Origin of the sequence: Rossellomorea aquimaris TF-12 (assembly GCF_001648555.1) — a bacterium.
Classification (GTDB): Bacteria; Bacillota; Bacilli; order Bacillales; family Bacillaceae_B; genus Rossellomorea; species Rossellomorea aquimaris.
Genome location: NZ_LQXM01000019.1, coordinates 36,732 through 62,204 on the forward strand (window position 1 = coordinate 36,732; position 25,473 = coordinate 62,204).

Annotated in this window: 41 protein-coding genes and 1 rRNA gene; 40 read left to right on the plus strand and 2 right to left on the minus strand. The window is 39.6% G+C overall.

The genetic code is table 11. From position 1 onward, the window contains the following. From rplB to IQI_RS02955, 37 genes are all read left to right on the plus strand, one after another. Entirely contained in the window at nt 1–831 is an 831-nt protein-coding gene (gene rplB / locus IQI_RS02775) for a 50S ribosomal protein L2 (protein WP_064091218.1), read from the plus strand. Nucleotides 832–891: 60 nt separating this feature from the next. After that, the gene (rpsS, locus tag IQI_RS02780) at nt 892–1,170 is read left to right on the plus strand and encodes a 30S ribosomal protein S19 (RefSeq protein ID WP_064091219.1); all 279 of its coding nucleotides are present in this window, start codon (nt 892–894) and stop codon (nt 1,168–1,170) included. A 19-nt stretch (nt 1,171–1,189) separates the two neighbouring features. Further along, nucleotides 1,190–1,531 carry a 50S ribosomal protein L22 gene (gene rplV / locus IQI_RS02785; protein ID WP_064091220.1) on the plus strand — a complete coding sequence of 114 codons (342 nt, stop codon included), beginning with the start codon at nt 1,190–1,192 and terminating at the stop codon, nt 1,529–1,531. 3 nt (nt 1,532–1,534) lie between these two features. After that, nucleotides 1,535–2,191 carry a 30S ribosomal protein S3 gene (gene rpsC, locus IQI_RS02790; RefSeq protein WP_064091221.1) on the plus strand — a complete coding sequence of 219 codons (657 nt, stop codon included), beginning with the start codon at nt 1,535–1,537 and terminating at the stop codon, nt 2,189–2,191. 2 nt (nt 2,192–2,193) lie between these two features. Continuing rightward, on the plus strand, nt 2,194–2,628 hold the full coding sequence (gene rplP / locus IQI_RS02795; protein ID WP_044340527.1) for a 50S ribosomal protein L16: 435 nt from the start codon (nt 2,194–2,196) through the stop codon (nt 2,626–2,628). Further along, complete coding sequence (rpmC, locus tag IQI_RS02800) at nt 2,618–2,821, plus strand: 50S ribosomal protein L29 (RefSeq protein WP_032085278.1); 204 nt, start codon at nt 2,618–2,620, stop codon at nt 2,819–2,821. The genes rplP and rpmC overlap by 11 nt, the downstream gene beginning before the upstream one ends. Before the next feature lie 20 nt (nt 2,822–2,841). Then, nucleotides 2,842–3,105, plus strand: a complete 264-nt coding sequence (gene rpsQ, locus IQI_RS02805) for a 30S ribosomal protein S17 (RefSeq protein WP_032085279.1) — start codon at nt 2,842–2,844, stop codon at nt 3,103–3,105. Nucleotides 3,106–3,150: 45 nt separating this feature from the next. Next, the gene (gene rplN / locus IQI_RS02810; RefSeq protein WP_064091222.1) at nt 3,151–3,519 is read left to right on the plus strand and encodes a 50S ribosomal protein L14; all 369 of its coding nucleotides are present in this window, start codon (nt 3,151–3,153) and stop codon (nt 3,517–3,519) included. Between the two features lie 37 nt (nt 3,520–3,556). Continuing rightward, the gene (gene rplX / locus IQI_RS02815) at nt 3,557–3,868 is read left to right on the plus strand and encodes a 50S ribosomal protein L24 (protein ID WP_034765969.1); all 312 of its coding nucleotides are present in this window, start codon (nt 3,557–3,559) and stop codon (nt 3,866–3,868) included. A gap of 26 nt (nt 3,869–3,894) precedes the next feature. After that, a complete protein-coding gene (rplE, locus tag IQI_RS02820; RefSeq protein WP_034765967.1) occupies nt 3,895–4,434 on the plus strand; it encodes a 50S ribosomal protein L5 in 540 nt (179 codons plus the stop codon). A 24-nt stretch (nt 4,435–4,458) separates the two neighbouring features. Further along, on the plus strand, nt 4,459–4,644 hold the full coding sequence (locus IQI_RS02825; protein WP_010191505.1) for a type Z 30S ribosomal protein S14: 186 nt from the start codon (nt 4,459–4,461) through the stop codon (nt 4,642–4,644). A gap of 31 nt (nt 4,645–4,675) precedes the next feature. Further along, nucleotides 4,676–5,074 carry a 30S ribosomal protein S8 gene (rpsH, locus tag IQI_RS02830; RefSeq protein WP_060674108.1) on the plus strand — a complete coding sequence of 133 codons (399 nt, stop codon included), beginning with the start codon at nt 4,676–4,678 and terminating at the stop codon, nt 5,072–5,074. 30 nt (nt 5,075–5,104) lie between these two features. Continuing rightward, nucleotides 5,105–5,644 carry a 50S ribosomal protein L6 gene (gene rplF, locus IQI_RS02835; RefSeq protein ID WP_064091223.1) on the plus strand — a complete coding sequence of 180 codons (540 nt, stop codon included), beginning with the start codon at nt 5,105–5,107 and terminating at the stop codon, nt 5,642–5,644. Nucleotides 5,645–5,677: 33 nt separating this feature from the next. Next, a complete protein-coding gene (rplR, locus tag IQI_RS02840) occupies nt 5,678–6,040 on the plus strand; it encodes a 50S ribosomal protein L18 (protein ID WP_064091224.1) in 363 nt (120 codons plus the stop codon). Between the two features lie 20 nt (nt 6,041–6,060). Then, entirely contained in the window at nt 6,061–6,561 is a 501-nt protein-coding gene (gene rpsE, locus IQI_RS02845; RefSeq protein ID WP_064091225.1) for a 30S ribosomal protein S5, read from the plus strand. A 13-nt stretch (nt 6,562–6,574) separates the two neighbouring features. Then, nucleotides 6,575–6,757, plus strand: coding sequence for a 50S ribosomal protein L30 (gene rpmD, locus IQI_RS02850; RefSeq protein WP_064091226.1), 183 nt, complete (start codon nt 6,575–6,577; stop codon nt 6,755–6,757). Between the two features lie 32 nt (nt 6,758–6,789). Next, the gene (gene rplO / locus IQI_RS02855) at nt 6,790–7,230 is read left to right on the plus strand and encodes a 50S ribosomal protein L15 (RefSeq protein WP_064091227.1); all 441 of its coding nucleotides are present in this window, start codon (nt 6,790–6,792) and stop codon (nt 7,228–7,230) included. Continuing rightward, nucleotides 7,230–8,522 (plus strand): preprotein translocase subunit SecY, encoded by a 1,293-nt coding sequence (gene secY, locus IQI_RS02860; RefSeq protein WP_064091228.1) that lies wholly within the window; start codon nt 7,230–7,232, stop codon nt 8,520–8,522. The genes rplO and secY overlap by 1 nt, the downstream gene beginning before the upstream one ends. Before the next feature lie 61 nt (nt 8,523–8,583). Further along, the gene (locus IQI_RS02865) at nt 8,584–9,234 is read left to right on the plus strand and encodes an adenylate kinase (protein ID WP_064091229.1); all 651 of its coding nucleotides are present in this window, start codon (nt 8,584–8,586) and stop codon (nt 9,232–9,234) included. After that, the gene (gene map, locus IQI_RS02870; protein WP_064091230.1) at nt 9,234–9,980 is read left to right on the plus strand and encodes a type I methionyl aminopeptidase; all 747 of its coding nucleotides are present in this window, start codon (nt 9,234–9,236) and stop codon (nt 9,978–9,980) included. Before IQI_RS02865 ends, map begins: the two co-directional genes overlap by 1 nt. Nucleotides 9,981–9,995: 15 nt before the next feature. Beyond that, nucleotides 9,996–10,319 (plus strand): KOW domain-containing RNA-binding protein, encoded by a 324-nt coding sequence (locus IQI_RS02875; protein WP_064091231.1) that lies wholly within the window; start codon nt 9,996–9,998, stop codon nt 10,317–10,319. Continuing rightward, the gene (gene infA / locus IQI_RS02880; RefSeq protein WP_034765945.1) at nt 10,312–10,530 is read left to right on the plus strand and encodes a translation initiation factor IF-1; all 219 of its coding nucleotides are present in this window, start codon (nt 10,312–10,314) and stop codon (nt 10,528–10,530) included. The genes IQI_RS02875 and infA overlap by 8 nt, the downstream gene beginning before the upstream one ends. A gap of 38 nt (nt 10,531–10,568) precedes the next feature. Continuing rightward, complete coding sequence (gene rpmJ / locus IQI_RS02885) at nt 10,569–10,682, plus strand: 50S ribosomal protein L36 (RefSeq protein WP_003156543.1); 114 nt, start codon at nt 10,569–10,571, stop codon at nt 10,680–10,682. 24 nt (nt 10,683–10,706) lie between these two features. Next, nucleotides 10,707–11,072 (plus strand): 30S ribosomal protein S13, encoded by a 366-nt coding sequence (gene rpsM, locus IQI_RS02890; RefSeq protein ID WP_064091232.1) that lies wholly within the window; start codon nt 10,707–10,709, stop codon nt 11,070–11,072. Nucleotides 11,073–11,097: 25 nt separating this feature from the next. After that, on the plus strand, nt 11,098–11,487 hold the full coding sequence (gene rpsK, locus IQI_RS02895; RefSeq protein ID WP_064091233.1) for a 30S ribosomal protein S11: 390 nt from the start codon (nt 11,098–11,100) through the stop codon (nt 11,485–11,487). Between the two features lie 167 nt (nt 11,488–11,654). Further along, a complete protein-coding gene (locus IQI_RS02900) occupies nt 11,655–12,599 on the plus strand; it encodes a DNA-directed RNA polymerase subunit alpha (protein ID WP_032085295.1) in 945 nt (314 codons plus the stop codon). Between the two features lie 46 nt (nt 12,600–12,645). Continuing rightward, a complete protein-coding gene (gene rplQ, locus IQI_RS02905) occupies nt 12,646–13,008 on the plus strand; it encodes a 50S ribosomal protein L17 (RefSeq protein ID WP_064091234.1) in 363 nt (120 codons plus the stop codon). A 294-nt stretch (nt 13,009–13,302) separates the two neighbouring features. Then, nucleotides 13,303–14,139, plus strand: coding sequence for an energy-coupling factor ABC transporter ATP-binding protein (locus IQI_RS02910; RefSeq protein WP_064091235.1), 837 nt, complete (start codon nt 13,303–13,305; stop codon nt 14,137–14,139). Next, nucleotides 14,115–14,984, plus strand: a complete 870-nt coding sequence (locus IQI_RS02915; RefSeq protein ID WP_064091236.1) for an energy-coupling factor ABC transporter ATP-binding protein — start codon at nt 14,115–14,117, stop codon at nt 14,982–14,984. Before IQI_RS02910 ends, IQI_RS02915 begins: the two co-directional genes overlap by 25 nt. Beyond that, the gene (locus tag IQI_RS02920) at nt 14,981–15,778 is read left to right on the plus strand and encodes an energy-coupling factor transporter transmembrane component T family protein (RefSeq protein WP_064091237.1); all 798 of its coding nucleotides are present in this window, start codon (nt 14,981–14,983) and stop codon (nt 15,776–15,778) included. The genes IQI_RS02915 and IQI_RS02920 overlap by 4 nt, the downstream gene beginning before the upstream one ends. A gap of 18 nt (nt 15,779–15,796) precedes the next feature. Further along, nucleotides 15,797–16,549, plus strand: coding sequence for a tRNA pseudouridine(38-40) synthase TruA (gene truA / locus IQI_RS02925; RefSeq protein WP_064091238.1), 753 nt, complete (start codon nt 15,797–15,799; stop codon nt 16,547–16,549). Between the two features lie 182 nt (nt 16,550–16,731). Next, the gene (gene rplM, locus IQI_RS02930; RefSeq protein ID WP_064091239.1) at nt 16,732–17,169 is read left to right on the plus strand and encodes a 50S ribosomal protein L13; all 438 of its coding nucleotides are present in this window, start codon (nt 16,732–16,734) and stop codon (nt 17,167–17,169) included. A gap of 22 nt (nt 17,170–17,191) precedes the next feature. Then, entirely contained in the window at nt 17,192–17,584 is a 393-nt protein-coding gene (gene rpsI, locus IQI_RS02935) for a 30S ribosomal protein S9 (protein ID WP_064091240.1), read from the plus strand. A gap of 1,082 nt (nt 17,585–18,666) precedes the next feature. Continuing rightward, nucleotides 18,667–19,284 (plus strand): TetR/AcrR family transcriptional regulator, encoded by a 618-nt coding sequence (locus IQI_RS02940; RefSeq protein ID WP_064091241.1) that lies wholly within the window; start codon nt 18,667–18,669, stop codon nt 19,282–19,284. Between the two features lie 141 nt (nt 19,285–19,425). Further along, complete coding sequence (locus IQI_RS02945) at nt 19,426–19,872, plus strand: DUF2521 family protein (RefSeq protein ID WP_064091242.1); 447 nt, start codon at nt 19,426–19,428, stop codon at nt 19,870–19,872. Nucleotides 19,873–19,964: 92 nt separating this feature from the next. Further along, nucleotides 19,965–20,681 carry an N-acetylmuramoyl-L-alanine amidase CwlD gene (cwlD, locus tag IQI_RS02950; protein ID WP_064091243.1) on the plus strand — a complete coding sequence of 239 codons (717 nt, stop codon included), beginning with the start codon at nt 19,965–19,967 and terminating at the stop codon, nt 20,679–20,681. Nucleotides 20,682–20,835: 154 nt separating this feature from the next. Continuing rightward, a complete protein-coding gene (locus IQI_RS02955; protein ID WP_064091244.1) occupies nt 20,836–21,885 on the plus strand; it encodes an Mrp/NBP35 family ATP-binding protein in 1,050 nt (349 codons plus the stop codon). Nucleotides 21,886–21,930: 45 nt separating this feature from the next. Here the strand turns inward: IQI_RS02955 and gerD are convergent, their stop codons facing one another. Next, the gene (gene gerD / locus IQI_RS02960; protein ID WP_064091248.1) at nt 21,931–22,569 is read right to left on the minus strand and encodes a spore germination lipoprotein GerD; all 639 of its coding nucleotides are present in this window, start codon (nt 22,567–22,569) and stop codon (nt 21,931–21,933) included. A gap of 150 nt (nt 22,570–22,719) precedes the next feature. On the opposite strand from gerD, the gene IQI_RS02965 reads away from it, so the two are divergent. Beyond that, complete coding sequence (locus IQI_RS02965; RefSeq protein ID WP_064091245.1) at nt 22,720–23,349, plus strand: KinB-signaling pathway activation protein; 630 nt, start codon at nt 22,720–22,722, stop codon at nt 23,347–23,349. A 266-nt stretch (nt 23,350–23,615) separates the two neighbouring features. On the opposite strand, the gene pdaB is transcribed toward IQI_RS02965, so the two are convergent. Further along, the gene (gene pdaB, locus IQI_RS02970) at nt 23,616–24,365 is read right to left on the minus strand and encodes a polysaccharide deacetylase family sporulation protein PdaB (protein ID WP_064091246.1); all 750 of its coding nucleotides are present in this window, start codon (nt 24,363–24,365) and stop codon (nt 23,616–23,618) included. Nucleotides 24,366–24,505: 140 nt separating this feature from the next. On the opposite strand from pdaB, the gene IQI_RS02975 reads away from it, so the two are divergent. Further along, nucleotides 24,506–24,736: a hypothetical protein gene (locus IQI_RS02975; RefSeq protein WP_064091247.1), complete on the plus strand. Its 231-nt coding sequence runs from the start codon at nt 24,506–24,508 to the stop codon at nt 24,734–24,736. 367 nt (nt 24,737–25,103) lie between these two features. After that, a 16S ribosomal RNA gene (locus IQI_RS02980) occupies nt 25,104–25,473 on the plus strand; the annotation flags it as partial.

Sequence of the window (25,473 nt, forward strand, 5' to 3'; positions counted from 1 at the left end):
ATGGCGATTAAAAAGTATAAACCTACCTCTAATGGTCGTCGCGGTATGACTTCATCTGATTTCGCTGAAATCACAACGGATTCTCCGGAAAAGTCACTTTTAGCACCCCTACACAAAAAGGGTGGCCGTAACAACCAAGGTAAGTTAACAGTTCGTCATCAAGGTGGCGGTCATAAGCGTCAATACCGTATCATCGATTTCAAACGTGAAAAAGATGGTATACCAGGACGCGTTGCTACGATCGAATACGATCCAAACCGCTCAGCAAATATTGCACTAATCCATTACGCTGATGGAGAAAAGCGTTACATTCTTGCACCGAAAACAATCGAAGTAGGTGTAGAAGTAATGTCTGGCCCTGAAGCAGATATTAAAGTAGGTAATGCATTACCACTAATCAACATCCCAGTTGGTACAGTTGTACACAATATCGAACTTAAACCAGGAAAAGGTGGCCAGTTAGTACGTTCTGCTGGAACATCTGCTCAAGTACTTGGTAAAGAAGGTAAATATGTACTTGTACGTCTTAACTCTGGTGAAACTCGTATGATCCTTTCTGCTTGTCGTGCAACAGTAGGTCAAGTTGGAAATGAACAACACGAACTTATCAACATTGGTAAAGCTGGACGTTCTCGTTGGTTAGGCAAACGCCCAACAGTTCGTGGTTCTGTAATGAACCCTAACGATCACCCACACGGTGGTGGTGAAGGACGCGCTCCAATCGGACGTAAATCACCAATGTCTCCATGGGGTAAACCAACTCTTGGATTCAAGACTCGTAAGAAGAACAACAAATCAGATAAATTTATTGTGCGTCGTCGCAAAAAATAACGGGATTGTACTACGGTTCGATCAAAGAGCCGTAGATCAGTCACGAAGGGAGGTTCAAACATGGGTCGTAGCTTAAAAAAAGGACCTTTTGTTGATGGTCATTTAATGAATAAGATCGAAAAACTGAACGAAACCGAAGGTAAACAAGTTGTTAAAACTTGGTCTCGCCGTTCAACGATCTTCCCAGCATTCATCGGTCACACGATCGCTGTTTACGATGGCCGTAAACACGTACCAGTATACGTCACTGAAGACATGGTAGGACACAAGCTTGGTGAATTCGCACCATCTCGTACTTACAAAGGTCATGCTAGTGATGATAAGAAAACAAGACGCTAATTGAGAGGAGGGTATCCTAATGCAAGCAAAAGCTGTTGCTAATACAGTTCGTATTGCTCCTCGTAAAGTACGTTTAGTCGTTGATCTAATCCGAGGTAAGCAAGTTGGAGAAGCGGTTGCGATTTTAAAGCATACACCGAAAGCTGCTTCACCAGTAATCGAAAAAGTACTTAAATCTGCTATCGCAAATGCAGAGCATAACTATGACATGGATATTAACAGCCTAGTCGTAACTGAGGCTTATGTAAATGAAGGTCCAACACTTAAACGTTTCCGCCCTCGTGCGATGGGACGTGCAAGTCAAATTAACAAACGTACAAGTCACATTACACTTGTAGTATCAGAAAAGAAGGAGGGATAATCCGTGGGTCAAAAAGTACATCCGGTCGGACTTCGTGTCGGTATAATCCGTGATTGGGAATCTAAATGGTACGCAGACAAAGATTACGCTAATCTTTTACATGAAGACCTTAAAGTACGTGAATATATTGCAAAACGTTTAGTAGACGCTTCTGTTTCTAAAGTTGAAATCGAACGCGCTGCAAACCGTATTAACATTACAGTTCATACAGCTAAGCCTGGTATGGTTATCGGTAAAGGTGGTACAGAAGTTGAAGCTCTTCGTAAAGCATTAAACGAATTAACTTCAAAACGTGTACACATCAACATCGTTGAAATCAAGAGAGCAGACGTTGATGCTAAATTAGTAGCAGAAAACATTGCTCGCCAATTAGAAAATCGTGTTTCTTTCCGTCGTGCTCAAAAGCAAGCTATCCAACGTGCGATGCGTGCTGGTGCAAAAGGAATCAAAACACAAGTATCTGGTCGTCTAGGCGGAGCGGATATTGCTCGTGCAGAACATTACAGTGAAGGTACTGTTCCACTTCATACACTACGCGCTGACATTGACTATGCTCATGCAGAAGCTGACACAACTTATGGTAAGCTTGGCGTAAAAGTATGGATCTATCGTGGAGAAGTTCTTCCTACAAGAAAGAAAACTGAGGAAGGAGGCAAATAATTATGTTATTACCTAAACGCGTAAAACATCGTCGCGAACACCGTGGAAAAATGCGTGGTCGTGCTAAAGGCGGACAGGAAGTAGCATTCGGTGAATACGGTTTACAAGCAGTTGAAGCTTCTTGGATCACAAACCGTCAAATCGAAGCCGCTCGTATCGCTATGACTCGTTATATGAAACGTGGCGGTAAAGTATGGATTAAAATCTTCCCTCACAAACCTTACACTGCTAAACCTTTAGAAGTACGTATGGGTTCAGGTAAAGGTGCTCCAGAAGGTTGGGTAGCAGTAGTTAAGCCTGGAAAAATCATGTTTGAAATCGCTGGTGTTTCTGAAGAGGTTGCTCGTGAAGCTCTTCGTCTTGCATCCCACAAACTTCCAATCAAAACGAAGTTTGTAAAACGAGAGGAAATTGGTGGTGAATCAAATGAAAACTAATGAAATTCGTGACCTAACCACTGCTGAAATAGAACAAAAAGTCAAAACTCTGAAAGAAGAGTTATTTAACCTTCGCTTCCAACTTGCGACTGGGCAACTTGAAAACACAGCTCGCATCCGTGAAGTCCGCAAAGGGATCGCTCGTATGAAAACTGTAATCCGTGAAAGAGAGATCGGGGTTAACAATCGATAAATGAGAGGAGGTTTGCTTAAATGAGTGACCGCAACCAACGTAAGGTTTACACTGGCCGTGTTGTTTCAGATAAAATGGATAAAACAGTAACGGTTATGGTAGAAACTTATAAAAAGCATTCTCTATACGGCAAGCGCGTTAAGTACTCTAAGAAGTTTAAAACTCATGATGAGAACAACGAAGCAAAAGTAGGCGATATCGTACGTATCATGGAGACTCGTCCACTATCTGCTACAAAACGTTTCCGTTTAGTAGAAGTTGTTGAAAAAGCAGTTATTATCTAATATATTTGTTCGGATAATTTTTAATTCCGAAGGGAGGTTACCTACATGATTCAACAAGAATCACGTTTAAAAGTTGCTGACAACTCTGGTGCTCGTGAAGTATTAACTATCAAAGTACTTGGTGGTTCTGGACGCAAGACAGCTAACATCGGTGATGTTATCGTGTGTACAGTAAAACAAGCAACACCAGGTGGCGTTGTTAAAAAAGGTGAAGTTGTAAAAGCTGTTATCGTACGTACGAAATCTGGTGTACGTCGTCAAGACGGAACATACATTAAGTTCGACGAGAACGCTTGTGTAATCATCCGTGACGATAAGGGACCACGTGGAACTCGTATCTTCGGACCAGTTGCCCGTGAACTACGTGACAGTAACTTTATGAAAATTGTATCATTAGCTCCAGAAGTTCTTTAATAGAATAGCATTGGGCCATTCAAGGAGGTGCGATGAAATGCATGTAAAAAAAGGCGATAAAGTAATGGTCATTACAGGGAAAGACAAAGGCAAAACAGGTGTTGTTCTTGCTTCATTCCCGAAAAAAGACCGAGTGCTAGTTGAAGGTATTAATGTTGTGAAAAAACACGCTAAGCCTTCTCAAATGAATCCGCAAGGCGGAATCATCAGCCAAGAGGCATCTATCCATGTATCAAACGTTATGCTTTTAGATCCGAAATCTAACGAGCCAACTCGTGTAGGTTATAAGACTGAAGATGGCAAAAAAGTACGTGTAGCAAAAAAATCAGGTGAAGTTCTAGATAAATAGTACGATTAAGAAGGGAGGTATTCTGAATGAACCGCCTAAAAGAAAAATTTCAACAAGAAATTAGTCCAGCTCTAGTGAGCAAATTCAACTACAAATCAGTTATGGAAGTACCTAAAGTTGAAAAGATCGTTGTCAACATGGGTATCGGTGACGCAGTTCAAAACTCAAAAGCTCTTGATGTAGCTGTTGACGAACTAACTCAAATCACTGGTCAAAAACCAGTTGTAACGAAAGCAAAGAAATCAATCGCTGGCTTCCGTCTACGTGAAGGTATGCCAATCGGTGCAAAAGTTACTCTTCGCGGAGAGCGTATGTACCAATTCTTAGATAAATTAATTTCTGTTTCACTTCCACGTGTACGTGACTTCCGTGGTGTTTCTAAAAAAGCATTCGACGGTCGCGGTAACTACACATTAGGAGTTAAAGAGCAATTGATTTTCCCTGAGATTGACTATGATAAAGTGTCTAAAGTACGTGGTATGGATATCGTAATCGTAACAACTGCGAACACAGACGAAGAAGCTCGTGAATTATTGACACAAATCGGAATGCCATTCCAAAAGTAATCGCTATATAAGGGAGGCGAAAATGTGGCTAAAAAATCTATGATTGCGAAACAAAAACGCACGCCAAAGCATAATGTTCAAGCGTACACACGTTGCGAACGTTGCGGACGTCCTCATTCAGTTATCCGTAAATTTAAGCTTTGCCGTATTTGTTTCCGTGAACTTGCATATAAGGGTCAGATTCCTGGCGTTAAAAAAGCTAGTTGGTAATACCCTATAATTGGGAAGGAGGTAAATTATTATGACAATGACAGATCCAATTGCAGATTTGCTTACTCGCATCCGTAATGCGAACATGGTTCGTCACGAAAGACTAGAAGTTCCTGCTTCTAACATCAAGAAAGAAATTGCTGAAATCCTCAAACGTGAAGGTTTCGTACGTGACGTAGAATATGTGGAAGACAACAAGCAAGGAGTTATCCGCATTTTCTTAAAATATGGAGCAAACAACGAACGCGTAATTACTGGATTGAAGCGTATCTCTAAACCTGGTTTACGTGTATATGCAAAATCTACTGAAGTACCTAGAGTATTAAACGGTTTAGGTATCGCACTTGTTTCTACTTCTACGGGTGTTTTAACTGATAAAGAAGCTCGTGCTCAACAAGTAGGCGGAGAAGTACTAGCTTACGTTTGGTAATATTTTTTATATGAATGGAGGTGCAACAGGATGTCACGTGTAGGAAAACTACCAATTGAAATTCCATCTGATGTAACTCTTACAGTAGCAGAAGATAACACTGTAACTGTAAAAGGATCTAAAGGGGAACTTTCTCGTACATTCAGTTCTGATATTAAAGTAGAATTAGAAGGAAATGTAGCAACAGTTACTCGTCCTTCTGATGCAAAAGAACACCGCGCGTTACACGGTACAACTCGTGCCCTAATCGCAAACATGGTTGAAGGTGTTTCAAAAGGATTCCAAAGAAACCTTGAATTAGTCGGTGTAGGTTACCGTGCTCAAAAACAAGGTACTAAGCTTGTACTTAACGTTGGTTACTCTCACCCAGTTGAGATTGAACCAGAAGCAGGTATCGAGATCGAAGTACCAGCAAATACAAAGATTTCTATTAAAGGAATCGACAAAGAACGTGTTGGCGCATTAGCTGCTAACATTCGTGCAGTACGCTCACCTGAGCCTTACAAAGGAAAAGGTATTCGCTACGAAGGTGAATATGTTCGTCGTAAAGAAGGTAAAACAGGTAAATAATGCCGCGTAGGCAAAAGAAAGGAGTGACCGTAGGTGATTACTAAGCCAGATAAGAACAAAACACGTAAGAAACGTCATGCTCGTGTACGTTCAAAAATTACTGGAACTGAAACTCGTCCTCGTTTGAACGTTTTCCGTTCTAACAAAAATATCTACGCTCAACTTATCGATGATATGAACGGTGTTACTCTTGCAAGTGCATCTTCTAAAGATAATGATTTCGGATTAGAAACAACTTCTACTGTTGATGCAGCAGCTAAAGTTGGAGAACTAATTGCGAAGCGTGCAGTAGAAAAAGGATTAAAATCTGTAGTATTTGACCGTGGTGGATATTTATATCATGGCCGTATTAAAGCTTTAGCTGAAGCAGCTCGTGAAAACGGCTTAGAATTTTAAAAAAAGGAGGGACATTCCAGATGCGTCATATTGATTCAAGCAAACTAGAATTTGAAGAACGCGTAGTTACAATCAATCGTGTAGCGAAAGTTGTTAAAGGTGGACGTCGTTTCCGCTTTGCTGCTCTTGTAGTAGTAGGCGATAAAAACGGTCACGTTGGCTTCGGAACGGGTAAAGCTCAAGAAGTACCTGATGCAATCCGTAAAGCGGTTGAAGATGCGAAGAAAAATCTAATTGAAGTTCCTATGGTTGGAGGTACTACACCTCACTTAGTAACTGGACGATTTGGTGCTGGTCAAATTCTTATCAAACCTGCTTCTGCGGGTACAGGAATTATTGCTGGTGGACCTGTTCGTGCGGTACTAGAATTAGCTGGTGTTCAAGATATCCTATCTAAATCATTAGGGTCTAACACTCCAATTAACATGGTACGCGCAACACTTGAAGGATTAAAGCAATTAAAGCGTGCTGAAGACGTAGCAAAATTACGTGGTAAATCAGTAGAAGAGATATTAGGATAAGGGAGGGATAACGATGGCTAACAAACTAGAAATTACCCTCACTCGTAGTACAATCGGTCGTCCACAGCCTCAACGCCAAACTGTTGAAGCTCTTGGACTTCGTAAACTACATCAAACAGTTGAGCATCAAGACAATGCTGCGATTCGCGGTATGATTAATAAAGTTGCTCACCTTGTAACGGTAACAGAAAAATAATCGAGTCATTTCGATAACAAGGAGGTGCCGACATGAAATTACATGAATTACAACCTGCAGAAGGTTCTCGTAAAGTACGCAATCGTGTAGGTCGTGGAACTGGATCTGGTAATGGTAAAACGTCTGGTAAAGGTCATAAAGGGCAAAATGCTCGTTCTGGTGGCGGAACTCGTCCAGGATTTGAGGGTGGTCAAACTCCTTTATTCCAACGTTTACCTAAGCGTGGATTCACGAACATCAACCGTAAAGATTATGCAATCGTCAACCTTGACGCATTGAATCGCTTCGAAGATGGTACAGAGGTTACACCTACTCTACTAGTTGAAACTGGTTTAGTAAGTAACGAAAAAGCAGGAATTAAGATTCTTGGTAAAGGTTCAATCGAGAAAAAGCTTACAGTAAAAGCACACAAATTCTCAACCACTGCTAAAGAAGCTATCGAAGCTGCTGGCGGTACATCTGAGGTGATCTAATGTTTCAAACTATCTCCAATTTTATGCGCGTGGGTGATATAAGAAATAAAATTATTTTCACCCTTCTAATGTTAATAGTCTTCCGTCTTGGTACCTTCATACCGGTACCGAACGTAGACGCTGAAGTATTGAAAATGCAAGATCAATCAGGAATTCTAGGATTCTTGAATACATTTGGTGGCGGTGCACTGCAAAACTTCTCAATCTTTGCGATGGGGATTATGCCTTACATTACTGCTTCAATTATTGTGCAGCTTCTGCAAATGGATGTTGTACCAAAATTTACGGAGTGGTCAAAGCAAGGTGAAGTTGGGCGCCGTAAACTAGCTCAGTTCACAAGATATTTCACAATCGTACTTGGTTTTATTCAAGCTCTGGGTATGTCCTACGGCTTTAACCGAATCTACGGTGGAATGCTTATCCAAAGCCCTGGAGTCAGTACGTACCTACTTATAGCTCTAGTTCTAACAGCTGGTACGGCTTTTCTTATGTGGTTAGGAGAACAAATCACGGCTAAAGGTGTCGGTAATGGTATTTCGATCCTGATTTTTGCAGGTATCGTTGCTGCTATTCCTAACACTGTAAACCAAATCTATGCTCAACAAATTGAGGGAGCAGGCGAACAGCTCTTCCTTCGTATTGTGGTTCTTGCACTTCTTGTTTTAGCAGTAATTGCAATTGTGGTTGGCGTAGTGTTTATTCAACAAGCACTTCGTAAAATCCCAATTCAATATGCAAAACGTTTAGTGGGGCGTAGTCCGGTTGGTGGACAGTCAACACATCTACCATTAAAAGTGAATGCTGCGGGTGTTATTCCAGTTATCTTCGCGATTTCTTTTATCATCACACCACAGACCATTTCATCTTTCTTTGGAGAAAATGATGTGACGAGTACGATTCAGTACATCTTTGACTACACTAAACCAGTTGGAATGATCATTTATGTAGCTCTGATCGTTGCCTTTACGTATTTCTATGCTTTCATTCAAGTGAATCCAGAACAAATGGCTGAAAACTTGAAGAAGCAAGGTGGATATATCCCTGGTATTCGTCCAGGTAAAACCACACAAGAGTATCTCACTCGCGTTCTGTATCGTCTAACATTTGTTGGGGCAATCTTCTTAGCTGTTATCTCGATCCTTCCAGTTTTCTTCATTAACTTTGCAGGATTACCGCCTGCAGCTCAAATTGGGGGAACAAGTTTACTCATCGTAGTAGGTGTTGCTCTAGAGACAATGAAGCAGTTGGAAGCACAGTTAGTGAAACGTCACTACAAAGGCTTTATTAAATAAGAGGGTTTTCGGGAACGTTCTGTTCCTGAAGCCATTTTATAGACAATTAGGGGGAGTTCGAGTGAATATAGTTCTTATGGGCCTACCAGGCGCAGGAAAAGGCACTCAAGCTGAAAAAATCGTAGATAAATATGGTATCCCCCATATCTCTACAGGCGATATGTTCCGTGCAGCTATTAAAGGCGGTACCGAACTAGGCTTGAAGGCGAAATCATTCATGGATAATGGCGATCTTGTTCCTGATGAAGTAACAATCGGTATCGTTCGTGAACGTTTAAGCAAAGAGGATTGTATGAAAGGCTTCTTGCTGGATGGGTTTCCAAGAACGGTAGCTCAAGCAGAAGCACTGGAAAACATTCTTTCTGACCTTGGTAAGAAAATGAATTATGTCATTAATATTAATGTAGATAAGGACATTCTGATGGAGCGCTTGACAGGTCGTAGAATCTGTAAAGAGTGCGGCGCTACTTATCATCTTGTCTTTAACCCACCAAAAGAAGAGGGCGTTTGTGATCGCTGTGGCGGAGAGTTATATCAACGTGCAGATGATAACGAAGAAACGGTTCAAAATCGTTTAGACGTAAACATTAAACAAACTCAACCACTTTTGGCATACTACGAAGAAAAAGGCTATCTCGAAAACATTGACGGTCAACAAGACATCCATAGAGTGTTTGATGACATTGATGAATTACTTGGAGGCCTTTCATAATGATCATTTGTAAAACTCCGAGAGAGATTGAGATTATGCGACAAGCTGGAAAGATTGTAGCGTTAACTCATAAGGAATTGCAAAAAGTTATTTCACCCGGAATAACGACGAAGGAATTGGATGCAATTGCTGAAAAATTCATTCGTAAACATGATGCAATTCCATCTTTTAAAGGGTATAATGGGTTTCGTGGTAGCATCTGTGCATCAGTCAACAATGAATTAGTTCATGGAATTCCAGGCGATCGAGTATTGAAGAATGGTGACATTATTAGTATCGATATCGGTGCGAAATATAATGGCTATCACGGAGACTCAGCTTGGACTTATGGAGTAGGAACCATTGATGATGAAACCCAGAAGCTTTTAGATGTAACGGAGCAATCCTTACATTTAGGGCTAAACGAAGCTAAACCAGGCGAACGTCTGTCGAATATCTCTCATAGTATACAAACTTATGTTGAAGCTAATGGCTTTTCTATCGTTCGGGAGTATGTAGGACACGGAGTTGGTCAAGACTTACATGAGGATCCTCAGATTCCTCATTATGGACCACCAAACAAAGGTCCTCGCTTAAAGCCTGGCATGGTACTGGCTATTGAACCAATGGTTAATGCAGGTAGTCGATATGTTAGAACGTTACCAGATAACTGGACAGTAGTCACAGTAGATGATAAAATGTGTGCGCACTTTGAACACACTATTGCAATTACTGAAAACGGCTATGAGATATTGACGAAAGCCTAAGTGAAGGTGATTGGATTGATCGAGTCAGATTCGACGGTTCCGAGGATAGGGCAAATTGTTCTTACTAAAAAAGGTAGAGAAACAGGATGCTACTCGGTCGTTGTTCAGCAATTGGATGAACGTTTTGTACTTATTGCAGATGGAGATAAACGAAAGTTCGATCGTGCAAAACGAAAGAACATAGGACATCTTCAACTGTTTGACTATGTTTCTCCAGAAGTTCAAAACAGTATTATAGAAACAGGTAGAGTGACGAACGGTAAACTGCGATTTGCTGTTTCAAAGTTTGTAAACGAAGTTTTAAATGATGAGAAGAAGGGAGACATGTTCGATGGCTAAAGATGATGTAATTGAAGTTGAAGGTAAAGTCGCTGAGACATTACCCAACGCGATGTTTAAGGTAGAATTAGAAAATGGTCATACAGTTCTGGCACATGTTTCAGGAAAGATTCGTATGCATTTCATCCGTATTCTTCCTGGTGACAAGGTAACAGTTGAATTATCACCGTATGACTTAACTCGTGGTAGAATCACTTATCGTTATAAATAATCTATTGCACTCCGTACTATTAAGGAGGTTAGAATAAGATGAAAGTAAGACCATCAGTTAAACCAATCTGCGAAAAATGTAAAGTTATTCGTAGAAAAGGTAAAGTTATGGTTATCTGTGAAAACCCTAAACACAAACAAAAACAAGGCTAAACTTGAAGGAGGTGCGCTATCACTATGGCACGTATTGCTGGTGTAGACATTCCACGTGACAAACGTGTTGTCATTTCATTAACATACATCTACGGTATTGGTAAAAATACTGCGACACAAATCTTATCAGAAGCTGGTGTTTCTGAAAATACGCGTGTTCGTGATCTTACTGATGACGAATTAGGAAAAATTCGTGATATCGTTGACAAATTAAAAGTAGAAGGTGATCTTCGTCGTGAGATCTCTCTAAATATCAAACGTCTTATGGAAATCGGTTCATACCGCGGTCTTCGTCACCGTCGTGGACTACCTGTTCGTGGACAACATACGAAGAACAATGCTCGTACACGTAAAGGTCCTCGTAAGACTGTAGCGAATAAGAAAAAATAATAGGTAAAGGAGGTTACTTCTTAGTATGGCACGTAAAACAAACACTCGTAAACGTCGTGTGAAAAAGAATATCGAAGCTGGTATTGCACACATTCGTTCTACATTCAATAACACAATCGTAACTATTACTGACGTTCATGGAAATGCTGTTGCATGGTCAAGTGCAGGTTCTCTAGGATTTAGAGGTTCTCGTAAATCAACACCATTCGCAGCTCAATTAGCAGCTGAAACTGCAGCGAAAGCTTCCCAGGAACATGGTCTTAAAACTCTTGAAGTAACAGTTAAAGGCCCTGGTGCTGGTCGTGAAGCAGCGATCCGTGCTCTTCAAGCAGCAGGTCTTGAGGTTACTGCAATCAGAGACGTTACTCCAGTTCCTCATAATGGATGCCGTCCGCCAAAACGTCGCCGCGTTTAATTTTTCTGTATAAATTTTGTATCCTTGTCTATAATGGGATATGATACAAGATACGTTCAGAGAAAGTAACCAGTTGTTGGTGCACAATAGGGAACGTAAACATGGGGAATTTCGGACTTTATCCTTTTAGCCCGGAGTTTCGACGTTTTGAAGGAGGGTAAATATTAATGATCGAAATTGAAAAGCCAAAAATTGAAACGGTTGAGATCAGCGATGATGCCACATATGGAAAGTTCGTCGTAGAACCACTTGAGCGTGGATATGGTACAACTTTGGGTAACTCCTTACGTCGTATCCTACTATCGTCACTCCCAGGTGCCGCTGTCACATCTATTCAAATAGATGGAGTACTGCATGAATTTTCAACAATTGAGGGCGTCGTAGAGGATGTCACATCCATCATTTTGAATATCAAGAAATTAGCGTTAAAGATTTATTCTGATGAAGAAAAAACGCTTGAAATTGATGTACAGGGTGAAGGAGTCGTTACGGCTGCTGATATAACTCATGATAGTGATGTTGAAGTGTTAAATCCTGATTTACACATCGCAACCTTATCTAAGAGTGGACACTTCCGTGTGCGTTTAAGCGCATCACGTGGACGTGGTTACAGACCAGCAGATCAAAACAAACGTGAGGATCTTCCTATCGGTGTGATCCCAATCGATTCTATTTACACTCCAGTTTCACGCGTTAATTATCAAGTAGAGAACACTCGTGTTGGTCAAATGACGAACTACGATAAACTTTCTCTTGATGTTTGGACTGATGGAAGTATTGGACCAAAAGAAGCTATTTCTTTGGGTGCTAAAATTCTAACAGAACATCTAAATATTTTCGTTGGCCTTACAGATGAAGCGCAGAATGCTGAAATCATGGTAGAAAAAGAAGAAGACCAAAAAGAAAAAGTTCTAGAAATGACTATTGAAGAACTAGATCTTTCTGTTCGTTCTTATAACTGCCTAAAGCGTGCTGGAATCAATACTGTTCAAGAGCTTGCTAACAAGACTGAAGAAGACATGATGAAAGTACGTAACTTAGGACGTAAATCTCTAGAAGAGGTTAAAGTTAAACTTGAAGACCTTGGCTTAGGATTACGTAAAGACGACTGATAATATCTTCTTTCATATATAGATTCAACAAAGGAGGGAACCCTTAATGGCTTACAGAAAGTTAGGACGTACTAGTGCTCAGCGTAAAGCAATGCTACGTGATTTAGCTACAGACCTGATCATTAACGAGCGTATTGAAACAACTGAAACTCGTGCGAAAGAGCTTCGTTCGGTTGTGGAAAAAATGATCACTTTAGGTAAACGTGGTGACATTCACGCGCGTCGTCAAGCTGGTGCATTTATTCGTAAAGAAATTGCAAACGCTGAAAACAACCAAGATGCTTTACAAAAGTTATTCTCTGACATCGCTCCTCGTTACACAGAGCGTCAAGGCGGATATACTCGCATTATGAAGGTTGGTCCTCGCCGTGGTGACGGTGCTCCAATGGCAATCATCGAATTAGTTTAATAATTCGTGACTACTAACATTAAGGGCAGGACAGTTATCCTTAACTGCTTCTTTGCCCTTTTTGTATAAGTGCATGTTGATGAAAAGCAGAGCGTTACGATGAGCAACCCAGTTGTCTCGTCTAGCTCGTGCGCCCCTTCCAACTTCTATGTTCATAGAAGCTGTTCAATGGATGAACAAGAAAAGATTCCTTTTCTTTGGTTGGGGTGCAGGCTTTTTTTTATATGCACGTATTTTTATTTTGAGCTAAGAATGAGACAGCTGAGTATTGAAGGGCGTAGAGGAGGTATTGGCATGGGGGAAATCATCAAAGTCGACGATGTTTATTATCGTTATCCAGATCAAAAAGATTATGCCCTTAAAGGAATTACTCTAAGTGTTAAGCAGGGGGAATGGCTGGCAATCGTAGGCCATAATGGTTCAGGAAAATCCACCCTTGCAAAAATGTTAAATGGTCTTCATTTTCCTGAAAAGGGGAGTGTGACTGTGGATGATACCCGCTTAGAAGAAAATTCCATTTGGGATATTCGTTCAAAGCTAGGTATGGTTTTTCAAAATCCCGATAATCAATTTGTTGGTGCTACTGTTGAAGATGATGTGGCTTTTGGGTTAGAAAACCATGGTGTACCTTTTGAAAAGATGGTACAAAGAGTGAATGACGCTTTGAAAAGCGTCCATATGGAAGATTTTCTTGATCAAGAGCCGCACCATTTATCAGGAGGTCAGAAGCAAAGAGTAGCAATCGCAGGTGTTGTAGCTTTGCAACCTTCCATCATTATTTTGGATGAAGCCACTTCTATGCTGGACCCGCAAGGTAGAAAAGAAGTTCTTGAAACAGTTAGAAAACTAAAAGACGAAGAAAACTTAACGGTTATCTCGATTACACATGATTTAGAAGAAGCAACAAAGGCAGATCGAATGATTGTATTGAATCAAGGGTCTGTTTTTAAAGAAGGAACACCCGAAGAGATTTTTCTTTTAGAAGATGAATTAATCAAATTAGGATTAGATTCTCCTTTTACGATAAAATTAGCTGGCGCTTTAAAAGAAAATGGAATCCCTTTATCAAAGACATATTTTACAGAAGAAGAGTTGGTGGATGAATTATGCAAATCTCATTTCAACATGTAGAATTTCGTTATTCGAATAATACTCCATTTGAAAAGCTAGCGTTAGAAGATATTGATTTATCCATTCCATCTGGTCAGTTTCTTGCTGTTATTGGTCATACGGGTTCAGGGAAGTCAACGTTATTACAGCATTTAAATGGTCTTTTAAAGCCGACAAGAGGAACAGTAAATGTTGGGGAGTACGAGATTACCCCTAAGAAAAAAGCCAAAAGCTTAAAACCGGTAAGACAAAAGGTAGGGATTGTATTTCAATTTCCTGAACACCAATTGTTTGAAGAAACCGTACTGAAAGACATCTGCTATGGACCCATGAATTTTGGTGTATCAGAAGAGGAAGCAAAGAGAAGAGCGAAGGAACTGATTGTGAAGGTCGGTCTATCTGAAGAGATTCTCCATAAGTCTCCCTTTGACCTGTCAGGTGGCCAAATGAGAAGAGTTGCCATTGCCGGTGTACTGGCTATGAATCCAGATGTCATTGTTTTGGATGAGCCCACAGCAGGGTTAGATCCAAGAGGACAGAAGGAAATTATGGACATGTTCTATACTCTTCATAAGGAAAAGGGCCTGACAACTATACTAGTTACTCATAGCATGGAAGATGCAGCTCACTATGCTGAAGAAATTGTCATTATGCAAAACGGCCGTCTGAAGAAAAAAGGGAAACCTGAAGACATTTTCTCACAACCTGAAGAGTTGTTTGAAATAGGATTAGATGTCCCGGATGTGGTTCGATTCCAATACGAATTTGAAAAACGGACAGGTCATAAACTTCCAAAAACATGTTTGTCCATTGAAGAGCTGGCTACAGCCATTAGCAGATCCCGAAACGGGGGTGAAGCTCTATGATGGAGAAAATGATTATTGGACGATACGTACCGACAGATTCGATTCTTCACCGATTAGATCCGAGAGCAAAATTACTATTTATCTTTGGATTTATATGTGTTGTCTTCCTAGCGAATAATTTTGTGACGTATGGATTACTCGGTTTATTCACGATCGGTGCACTTATAATGTCCAGATTGCCGATTCACTTTATCATTGGAGGACTGAAGCCCATTCTGTGGCTTATTCTCTTTACGTTCTTCCTACACGTATTTTTCACAAAAGAAGGGGACGTCATATTAAACCTTGGAATACTTTCTGTACACGAGGAAGGACTAAGACAAGGAATTTTTATCTCACTACGGTTCTTTTACCTTATTCTTGTCACCTCTCTTCTTACATTGACAACCTCTCCAATCACCATTACAGATGGGTTAGAGACATTGTTAAATCCGTTAAGAAAAGTGAAATTCCCTGTACACGAATTAGCTCTAATGATGTCTATTTCTTTACGGTTTATTCCAACACTTATGGAAGAGACCGATAAGATCATGAAGGCTCAAGTGGCAAGAGGTGCAGAATTCACTTCAGGTCCAATTAAGGAGCGAATCCAGGCGATCATCCCCTTGCTTATTCCTTTATTTGTGAGTGCATTCAAACGTGCTGAGGACTTAGCCACTGCCATGGAGGCAAGGGGCTATCAAGGCGGGGAAGGAAGAACGAAATATAGACTCTTATCCTGGCATAAGAAAGATACAGGAGCATTATTCGTTTTAATCCTCCTTACAGCCGTTTTAATCATTTTTAGGGGATAAACAGGGGGTGAGCAGAGTATGCAGCGAATTAAGTGCATCATCGCTTATGATGGAACCAATTTTCATGGATATCAAATTCAACCGAATCAACGAACTGTACAAGGACTTCTAGAAGACAGGTTATCTGACATCCATAAAGGTGAAAAGATCCGAGTAAGTGCCTCTGGTCGTACAGACGCAGGTGTCCACGCCAACGGTCAAGTTTTTCATTTTGATACTCCGTTAGCCATACCAGAAGAGAAATGGCCAGTGGTCCTAAACACAAAACTACCTGATGAAGTAACCGTTAAAGAAGCTTCGTATGTATCGATGGATTTCCATTCAAGATTCTCTGTCCTTCAAAAGGAGTATCGATATAGAGTGTACACAGGAAAGACGAGAAGTCCTTTTTATCGTCACTTCGCTCTTCATTATCCTCAACCTGTTTCAGTTGTTGAGATGAAGAAAGCCGCTAGTTATCTGCTAGGAGAACATGACTTCACAAGCTTTTGTTCTGCGAAAACAGAGGTAGAGGATAAAGTGAGAACGATTCATCGCATAACCATAGAAGAATACGAGGAAGAGCTTGTCTTTTTATTTGTGGGAAATGGATTTTTATATAATATGGTACGGATATTAGTTGGAACTTTATTAGAAGTAGGTTCAGGAAATATATCTAATGAAGATATCCCCTCTATCCTGGATGCAAAGGATCGTAACGCAGCAGGGAAGACGGCACCACCCCAAGGATTATACCTTTGGAAAGTGGATTATGATCCGGAAAAAGGTTAGGAATTATAGTAAGAAATAAAAAAAATATCTAAAACAACTAATCCAGGTGTAACATTCCCTTGACAATAGCTTTAGAACAAGATATTATAGCATATGGTATGTTATTAACCCCACGATAAGCCCCGGATCTTATTGTGATTAGAAAATAAATACTACGGATTCATTAAATAGGAGGTTAGATCATGCGTACTACGTATATGGCAAAAGCCAACGAAATCGATCGTAAATGGTACGTTGTAGATGCAGAAGGCAAAACTCTAGGTCGTTTAGCTAGTGAAGTAGCTTCAATTCTACGCGGTAAACACAAACCAACATTCACACCACACGTTGACACTGGTGATCATGTAATTATTCTTAATGCTTCAAAGATTGAACTAACTGGGAAAAAGCTTACGGACAAGATTTACTACCGTCACAGCCAACATCCAGGTGGATTAAAATCTCGTACAGCATTAGAAATGCGTACAAACTACTCAGAGAAAATGTTAGAGCTTACTATCAAAGGTATGCTTCCAAAAGGTTCTCTAGGTCGTCAAATGTTCAAGAAATTACATGTATTTGCTGGAGCAGAGCATCCACATCAAGCACAACAACCAGAAGTTTACGAACTTCGTGGATAATTAATAAGAGGAGGTTATTATCTTGGCTCAAGTTCAATATTACGGAACTGGTCGTCGTAAGAGCTCAGTAGCTCGCGTACGTTTAGTACCAGGTAACGGTAACATTGTTATCAATAATCGTGAAGTAGAAGTTTACATCCCATTCGCAGCACTAAGAGAAGTAATCAAGCAACCATTAGTTGCAACTGAAACTCTTGGTAACTATGACGTTTTAGTAAACGTTAGTGGTGGAGGATATGCTGGTCAAGCTGGTGCGATCCGTCACGGAATCGCTCGTGCTTTACTACAAGCTGATCCAGAATACCGCGGAACTCTAAAACGCGCTGGACTATTAACTCGTGACGCTCGTATGAAAGAACGTAAAAAATACGGTCTTAAAGGCGCTCGTCGTGCACCTCAGTTCTCAAAACGTTAATTTTGGGAATCCAAAGACTCTCAACCTTTTGGTTGGGGGTCTTTTTTTGTTTTTAAAGCTGTTTTATTCAAAATATGGTGTAGTTTGTAAGTAGATGGGGGTAGTTGAGTTCCGCTCCAATTAGCATCATGATCAACGGTGGTTTTCAAGAACCAATTTAATAAACAACATTCAAGACAAAGAATGTTTTTGATTGCTCTTCTAGCAAAGGATTTGTTTATTTAAATGAGTTCTATCTAGGACTCTGTAAACCAGTATGAGCTAGATAGTGAGGGGAACTGCTTTTTTTCGAGGTCTCGGCACGCCAGTACTTTTGAAGGGGTTACACAGTTCCCTCACCATCTATAAGAAATTTCGTGACAGAGCACTGGCAAGGAAAAACATACTGAACATAATTTCTAGTACCCAAGCAGAAATCGAACACCGTTAACTTAAAGTTTATTGTTTTCATTTTGTTTATATTAAAGAATTCACGCGTTGAAAGTTGATTGGAGCGGAACGGGCTCGACTCCTGTGGGAGATGTGGGACCCACTGCTTTAAGCTTGTTGTTTGTTGCCATTCTTTTTTGTTTCACTATAAGAGCTACAAAAACTAACTAACTGTTCCAATCGAATGCTTTTTATTAATATAATTTTAAAAGAGGACAAGATAAATCCTTGGTGGGTAATAATGATAAACGTTTACTAATAAATGAGTTTGAGCTATCATAACGGGATTTGGGTTCACCTTACTAGTAAGTTAGTTTTTGGGAACGAAAGCTCAACATATCTACAAAAGGATCTCTTTTATGTTTGTCTTTCCATATTATTTTATGCAATATGAATGTAGAACCACAGAGTGGATTGTAGCGGAAGGCACTTGACTCCTGCGGGTGATAGAGGAAAGGTCGAGACCCCACAGACGGAACGTCGAGGAGGCTCGACTTCCTCCCCGCGGAAAGCAACGGTCAGTTTTTTTAAATATAACTTATCTAAGACGTGAAAATAAATCGCTCACTTGTAAAAAGACATCAATGTCGATATAATTAAGTTGAAATTCAAATAGTATTTTTAAAAAAGTCAATTAGAACGGGGGTAGAAAGATGTCTCCAAAAGTCAGTAAAGAGCATAAGGAACAGCGTAGAGCGAATATATTGGAAGCAGCAAGAAACGTGTTTATTGAGCATGGTTACGAAAAGACGACGATGAAACATATTATGGATGCTGCTAATGTTAGTCGTGGCGGATTGTACCAATACTTCTCAAATAAAGAAGATGTGTACGAAACCATATTAGAAGAAAGCTTAACAAAATCTTTAAATGAAACAGTCGATTCATTAAAGGAAGAAGTTTCTTCATACTGGGATTTGTTACTGATGAGTGTGTTTGGCGAAGATAAGAAACCTGATGATGAAATGGATCCCATGGCACCTTCCAACCTGGAGTTTTTCATAACAGGAAGAAATGATCAACGAAGAAGAGAGTATGGGAAGGTTCGTTATTATGATGGATTGAAGATCTATAAGGATATTATCGACCAAGGACAAACAAAGGGAGAATTTAGTTCGAAATTCGATAGTGAAATACTTGCTCGTTCTATCGTATCCTTTATTGATGGATTAGCTCTCGAACATTCCATATTGCCAAAAGAAGATTTGAAATTAAAAGAACAGTCCACGTTGTTTGTGGAATATTTAAAATTGGCTTTGGAAGTAAAATAATATGGATTTCAAAAATGGTGAGGATATAATCCCCGCCATTTTTTATTTGGAATTATTAGGCTTGGCTTTCAAATTGGAAACCATTGCTCGAATGAACTGTTCAGTTAAGTAGGAAAATACGTTCAAAGGGGTGGATTAACTTTGAACGTTATTACAACTTTCAATACAAAGAGAAGAGAAAAACAAATAAAAACCGAAAGAAAATTGTTAAAAGAGATTTCAATTAAAATGCTTCAGGAAAGTGTGCGAAAGCATTTTGGATATATAAAGATTCAAGGCGGCGTTTTTATGCAGCAGGGATTTGACGAAGCTTGCTTCGATGTTGCGATTGAAGCTTTTTTATTAGGTGGAAAGGTCAGTAAGTTTGGTTACTCTGGTGAAAATACGGAGATGGTGAAGAAAAGGTGTCATGAAGAACTAAAGCATTTCATCGATACCCTCTATAACTTTTGGCTATATTGGTCTGAAATGGGTGTATCCAATAAAGTGGATGAATCCTTCTATTTCAGCTGTGAGCACTATGTGGAAACGTGGTGGTCAGAGGGATATGAAAAAGGAGTGAAGCGCCATAAGCTCCGCTTACATTAATCTTTTCCTGTTCTAAAATGGATTCTTGTCCCATATTTTTAAGTAAAGCGGTTTTGTTCTGCCGTATGGAAACTAGAAATAGGGGGACGAGAATGGCTAAGAAACTAAAGCTTGTTGGAATACTATCCGCCTTGGTATTATTACTATTTATTATCCAATATAAGATTTTAGATAAGGATACATGGGAATCCTGGAATCTTCCTCTATCAGGAAAAATTATCTATCTGGATCCAGGTCACGGAGGTCCTGATGGTGGGGCCGGTGATAAAAATGCTCTAGAGAAGGATATTGCTCTGGATGTGTCATTAATGATCAGGGATTATTTACAGGAGCAGGGAGCTCTCGTTATATTAACGCGGGATAAAGATGAGGATTTAGCTAATGAGGGAACAAAAGGATACAGCAGGAGGAAGGTTGAGGATTTAAATAAGCGATTAAACTTAATCAATGATTCAGAAGCGGACCTTTTTTTAAGTATTCATTTAAATTCTATACCTTCTGCAAGATGGAGTGGTGCCCAGACGTTTTATAATCCTAAATATGTTGAAAATAAAGCTTTGGCTAAGGCTATTCAATCAGAGCTCACGAGAAATTTAGAAAACACGAGCCGGGAAGCAAAGGGTATCCAAAATGTATATATCTTAAAAAATGCAAAAAAAGCGGGAGCATTAGTAGAGATTGGGTTCTTATCGAATCCAGGAGAGCGCGCCAACCTATTAAAGAAGGATTACCAGCAGAAGGTTGCAGCTTCCATCTATCAGGGTGTATTAATTTATCTAACGGAAGAAATGGTTGATGACGTGGAATAATCGAGTATGTTTGATACTCGATTATTTTGTTTGCTTTTTTTTAGAAAATCATTATATAAGAAAACCATTCAAAACCTTTTGATCATTCATTCAACTAAGAATATGTTATACTAAAACTAGTTGAAAACGAATACATAATAAAGGGTGGTTATTCATGTTAACAGAACAACAGACTCGAGATCTTTTATTTGGATTAGAGGATCCTTTTTTACATAAAACTCTGCAAGAGACGAATGGTGTAGTGGAGATTAGTATTAAAGAAGAAAAGAGCCATGTCAGTGTGAAGATAGCGCTGGCTAAAACAGGTACAAGCGAGCAATTGCAATTTCAGCAAAAGATTGTTCAATTATTAAAGGACAATGGAGCGGAGTCAGTTGGTATTCGCTTTACTGAGCTGCCACAAGAAGAATTAGATAAGCATAGAGGAACGGGTGGAGAGGGCACAGACCTATTATCTCCCTCTAGTAAAACAACCTTTATCGCCATTGCCAGTGGAAAAGGTGGAGTTGGAAAATCAACAGTATCGGTGAATTTAGCTGTTTCCCTAGCACGACAAGGAAAAAAAGTAGGCTTAATTGATGCTGATATCTATGGATTTAGTGTTCCAGATATGATGGGAATTGTGAAACGTCCAGTCGTACGAGGAGAAAGTATTATTCCAGTAGAACGTTTTGGGGTTAAGGTTATTTCCATGGGCTTCTTTGTAGAAGACAATGCTCCTGTTATTTGGAGAGGGCCGATGCTAGGTAAAATGCTAAATAATTTCTTCTCAGAGGTAGAGTGGGGAGACTTAGATTATTTATTACTAGACCTGCCACCAGGAACGGGGGACGTTGCACTGGATGTGCACACCATGCTTCCTCACTGTAAAGAGATTATCGTGACAACACCTCATCCAACGGCTGCCTTTGTTGCTGCTCGTGCAGGTGCAATGGCATTGCAAACAGATCACGAAATTCTGGGTGTAATCGAAAACATGTCTTATTTTGAAAGTAAGAAAACAGGTGAGAAGGAATTTGTATTTGGTCAAGGTGGAGGAGAAAAACTAACAGAGGAATTGCGTACAGACCTCCTAGGGAAACTTCCACTTCAACAGCCAGATTGGGATGAAGAGGACTTTGCACCATCCATTTACGCAGAAGATCATCGCTTAGGTCAAATCTATGGCGATATTGCTCATAAAGTAATCGAGAAATTATCATAATCAAAAAGGACAAATGACTAAAATCATTTGTCCTTTTTTTAGAGGTTATTGACCTCCACCACCACTGCTCTCTCCATTTTGTTGACCTCCACCGGCAGAGGATTCTCCACCTCCACCGCCACCTTCACTTTTTCCGCCATCTTTCATTTCGCCGGCAGCTTTGAGAAGGATATCCTGGAGCTTGGCTTTAAATAGTGGGCTTTCAAACGTTTCGAGAATCACTTTCTGAAGATGTTCTCTATATTCCTTACTTTTCAAGGCTTCAGTTAATTCTTTCTTAAATTCAGGGTCCTTTAATAAGTCCATCATCATTCCTTGATATTCAGGGTCCTTCATTAAATCTTTGAGTAATTTTTCATTACCGTCTTTCATGCTTTTTGCCATAGCTTCAGCAAATTTAGGATCTTCAAAGGATTTTTTCCAAAACTCAGTCCCTTTATCTGAGGTCAATGTTTTAGAGATGGTTTCAGTCACAATCCCTTGGTCCATAATCAATTCAGCCTTCATTTTCTCGTCTGACATGACTTCTTGAATCGCTTTTTTACCATCATCGGTTTTTAATATATCAACAACCATTTTCTTGGTTTCTTCATAATCCATTTTTCCACTACTAGCTTCTCCACCTCCGCCACAGGCAGATAAGAAAAGGATGAGGAGTAGAAAAGGAAAGGAATACTTAATCATGGGATAGGCTCCTTCCATAGAAATTCCCTTACCTTTAATATGAGGAAATTCAAAAAAAATATACACATCCCGCACTGCAACCTAGATTTTTTATAGTAGCGTTGGTACAATCAACTGAGTGTATATTTTATTATTTGGAGGAAAATAGAAGTGACCATCCGAAATTGGATTCGTTTTTTTATTCATACGTTGTTAATAGGTGGACTTGTAACGGGAATTGCGTCTCTCCTCATCAGGTGGGATCAATTTGGACCATATTTTCAAGAAGGTAATGCGATTGGGATTTTATCAAGCCTATTATGGTTTATATTTGTAGGATTTACTTTTAGTGTCATCAGCCAAATGGGATACTTTGCATACTTAACCATTCATCAATTTGGAATGGGGATGTTTAAACGACTATGGAATCCTGTGCAAGTGGTCTTAATTGCCCTCGTTCTATTTGATTTAGTTTATTTCCGATTTAGAGCATTTGCAGTAGAGGGTGAATCGTATACCCCTTACATCTTTTTAGGGATTGGCATATTAGTGGTAGGGTTAATCGTAGCATACATGAAGAATCAACAAACAGATGCCAAAACAAATACCTTCATCTCCGCTTTGTTTTTTATGATTGTTGTCACAACATTAGAGTGGCTGCCCGTTCTATTAGTCAATTCAGTAAAATGGCTTTACCTTATGTTACTGGCGTTATTAGCATGTAATGCTTATCAGCTTTTACGTCTTCCTAAGTATATTGAGAAATCACAAGTTGAGAGAGAAAATAAAAAAAGTAGCTAAACCAATTAAAAAAGCCCATTGAGAGAATGTTTTCCTCAATGGGTTTTTTGTTTGTCTCTATTTTAAAGAGAAAGTGGTTGTTGATCTCTGCTACAGGATGTTTTCTTTTCGCGGGGCAGTCAACCTTCCCGTATAGGCTCCTGCAACGAAATCAATAGAGCATGGCTCAATTTCTGCTTTGTAATGCAGATCTGTCACATACTTTAAAAGACCCTTTGGAGGAACTCAAGATATGAATTAACAATTTTGCGAAAAGTGTATTATTTTTATTGAATCAAACTGGATTTGGCCTCTCCATTAGAAATCATATCTGAAACGGTGATGAAGTCCCCTTTTCCTTTTAGCTCCTTTACAATAGCCGGTAAAGCTTTTTGGGTTTGCTTAGCAGAATCTGAGGCATGGAGAAGGATGATATCCCCTTTTTTCGCATCTTTAATATTATTCACAATGTCGTCGACTCCAGGATTCGTCCAATCCTTTGAGTCTACACTCCAATGAACGACCGTCAGTCCAAGAGAATCTGCCACCTTGAGCGTTTCTTTGTTAAAATGTCCGGTTGGGACCCTTAGTAATTTCACATCTTCGACCTTTAGCTTCTTAAAAACTGCTTCAGCCTTTAGGATATCCTGTTTAATTTTATTTGGTTCCATATCTGTATAATCCAGATAAGCATATCCGAGATTGCCGATTTCATATCCTTGCTTGGCGATTTGCTCCACTAAATCAGGATGCCTTTCAGCCCAAGCGCCAGAAAGGAAAAAAGTAGCGGATTGGACGTTCATTTTTTTCAGTTCATCTAAAATCGGCTTAGCTTTTTCATCACCCCATCCAATATTAAAGGTCATAGCCACCCCTTTTTCCCCTTTGTAAATAGCCTTAGGACCATCCTTTGTACTAAAGACAGGAAGAGTTGAAAGAGTACTGCTATATACAAACAACGCAGTAAAAAATGAGATCACGATAATAAGGCTTATTTGTTTCAGTCTTTTCGCATTCAATGTGTAAAAAACATTCATTATCAATACCCTCCGTTTAACAGTTTGTCTCTATTAAAGATATGCATGTCTAGAGAAAAAATATCTAAGTAAGAAAAAATGATTATAAATTTCTTGTGATTGGAAAAAACTACATATACAAACATTAAGGGGTGACTTAATTGTTAGGGTTGATGATTGATGATAGAGAGAAGCAAGAAATAGAGTATTTACTAAAAAGAGAAATGGATGAAATACTATTTGACCTTAAGGATTCCCGAATAGACTATATTGTGAAAAGAGCAATGGATGAACGATATAAAATATTGTTTTCTCTTTTTAAAAGGTTTGCCAGTCACAAGGATTGTTTAAAATACTTAAAAACCAGCATCAATAAGAAAGAAACATATTGAATCAGTTAAAGCGACTTTTGTTGGAAGTGTTCTTTTAAAAAGGACTTTTCTAAGCAAAAGTTGTTTTATTTGTCATTAGAATGAAAAAACATTAAAAAACTTTTAAAAATGTATTGACCCTGTAAAAAAATCTTGATATATTATTAAACGTCGCTGTTACGCAACGAGCTGTTGCAACAAATTATCCAAGCAAATAAGCAAAAATAATTTTAAAAAACAGTTGACTTCACACGATAGTGTGTGTTAAATTAATAAAGTCGCTTCAAACGGAAGTCGACACACATTGAACCTTGAAAACTGAACAAAACAAGACAAAACGTCAACGTTAATTCTAGATTTACAAGTAACACAAGAGCTATTCAAACTTTTATCGGAGAGTTTGATCCTGGCTCAGGACGAACGCTGGCGGCGTGCCTAATACATGCAAGTCGAGCGGATTGATGGGAGCTTGCTCCCTGATATCAGCGGCGGACGGGTGAGTAACACGTGGGTAACCTGCCTGTAAGATTGGGATAACTCCGGGAAACCGGGGCTAATACCGAATAATTCATTTCCTCGCATGAGGAAATGTTGAAAGGTGGCTTTTAGCTACCACTTACAGATGGACCCGCGGCGCATTAGCTAGTTGGTGAGGTAACGGCTCACCAAGGCGACGATGCGTAGCCGACCTGAGAGGGTGATCGGCCACACTGGGACTGAGACACGGCCCAGACTCCTACGGGAGGCAGCAGTAGGGA

Bases quoted from the DNA above. Each gene is read 5' to 3' on its own strand.
- rplB (WP_064091218.1), top strand. From the start codon at position 1: ATGGCGATTAAAAAGTATAAACCTACCTCTAATGGTCGTCGCGGTATG.
- rpsS (WP_064091219.1), top strand. From the start codon at position 892: ATGGGTCGTAGCTTAAAAAAAGGACCTTTTGTTGATGGTCATTTAATG.
- rplV (WP_064091220.1), top strand. From the start codon at position 1,190: ATGCAAGCAAAAGCTGTTGCTAATACAGTTCGTATTGCTCCTCGTAAA.
- rplP (WP_044340527.1), top strand. From the start codon at position 2,194: ATGTTATTACCTAAACGCGTAAAACATCGTCGCGAACACCGTGGAAAA.
- rpmC (WP_032085278.1), top strand. From the start codon at position 2,618: ATGAAAACTAATGAAATTCGTGACCTAACCACTGCTGAAATAGAACAA.
- rpsQ (WP_032085279.1), top strand. From the start codon at position 2,842: ATGAGTGACCGCAACCAACGTAAGGTTTACACTGGCCGTGTTGTTTCA.
- rplN (WP_064091222.1), top strand. From the start codon at position 3,151: ATGATTCAACAAGAATCACGTTTAAAAGTTGCTGACAACTCTGGTGCT.
- rplX (WP_034765969.1), top strand. From the start codon at position 3,557: ATGCATGTAAAAAAAGGCGATAAAGTAATGGTCATTACAGGGAAAGAC.
- rplE (WP_034765967.1), top strand. From the start codon at position 3,895: ATGAACCGCCTAAAAGAAAAATTTCAACAAGAAATTAGTCCAGCTCTA.
- rpsH (WP_060674108.1), top strand. From the start codon at position 4,676: ATGACAATGACAGATCCAATTGCAGATTTGCTTACTCGCATCCGTAAT.
- rplF (WP_064091223.1), top strand. From the start codon at position 5,105: ATGTCACGTGTAGGAAAACTACCAATTGAAATTCCATCTGATGTAACT.
- rpsE (WP_064091225.1), top strand. From the start codon at position 6,061: ATGCGTCATATTGATTCAAGCAAACTAGAATTTGAAGAACGCGTAGTT.
- rpmD (WP_064091226.1), top strand. From the start codon at position 6,575: ATGGCTAACAAACTAGAAATTACCCTCACTCGTAGTACAATCGGTCGT.
- rplO (WP_064091227.1), top strand. From the start codon at position 6,790: ATGAAATTACATGAATTACAACCTGCAGAAGGTTCTCGTAAAGTACGC.
- secY (WP_064091228.1), top strand. From the start codon at position 7,230: ATGTTTCAAACTATCTCCAATTTTATGCGCGTGGGTGATATAAGAAAT.
- map (WP_064091230.1), top strand. From the start codon at position 9,234: ATGATCATTTGTAAAACTCCGAGAGAGATTGAGATTATGCGACAAGCT.
- infA (WP_034765945.1), top strand. From the start codon at position 10,312: ATGGCTAAAGATGATGTAATTGAAGTTGAAGGTAAAGTCGCTGAGACA.
- rpmJ (WP_003156543.1), top strand. From the start codon at position 10,569: ATGAAAGTAAGACCATCAGTTAAACCAATCTGCGAAAAATGTAAAGTT.
- rpsM (WP_064091232.1), top strand. From the start codon at position 10,707: ATGGCACGTATTGCTGGTGTAGACATTCCACGTGACAAACGTGTTGTC.
- rpsK (WP_064091233.1), top strand. From the start codon at position 11,098: ATGGCACGTAAAACAAACACTCGTAAACGTCGTGTGAAAAAGAATATC.
- IQI_RS02900 (WP_032085295.1), top strand. From the start codon at position 11,655: ATGATCGAAATTGAAAAGCCAAAAATTGAAACGGTTGAGATCAGCGAT.
- rplQ (WP_064091234.1), top strand. From the start codon at position 12,646: ATGGCTTACAGAAAGTTAGGACGTACTAGTGCTCAGCGTAAAGCAATG.
- IQI_RS02910 (WP_064091235.1), top strand. From the start codon at position 13,303: ATGGGGGAAATCATCAAAGTCGACGATGTTTATTATCGTTATCCAGAT.
- IQI_RS02915 (WP_064091236.1), top strand. From the start codon at position 14,115: ATGCAAATCTCATTTCAACATGTAGAATTTCGTTATTCGAATAATACT.
- IQI_RS02920 (WP_064091237.1), top strand. From the start codon at position 14,981: ATGATGGAGAAAATGATTATTGGACGATACGTACCGACAGATTCGATT.
- truA (WP_064091238.1), top strand. From the start codon at position 15,797: ATGCAGCGAATTAAGTGCATCATCGCTTATGATGGAACCAATTTTCAT.
- rplM (WP_064091239.1), top strand. From the start codon at position 16,732: ATGCGTACTACGTATATGGCAAAAGCCAACGAAATCGATCGTAAATGG.
- IQI_RS02940 (WP_064091241.1), top strand. From the start codon at position 18,667: ATGTCTCCAAAAGTCAGTAAAGAGCATAAGGAACAGCGTAGAGCGAAT.
- cwlD (WP_064091243.1), top strand. From the start codon at position 19,965: ATGGCTAAGAAACTAAAGCTTGTTGGAATACTATCCGCCTTGGTATTA.
- IQI_RS02955 (WP_064091244.1), top strand. From the start codon at position 20,836: ATGTTAACAGAACAACAGACTCGAGATCTTTTATTTGGATTAGAGGAT.
- gerD (WP_064091248.1), bottom strand. From the start codon at position 22,569: ATGATTAAGTATTCCTTTCCTTTTCTACTCCTCATCCTTTTCTTATCT.
- pdaB (WP_064091246.1), bottom strand. From the start codon at position 24,365: ATGAATGTTTTTTACACATTGAATGCGAAAAGACTGAAACAAATAAGC.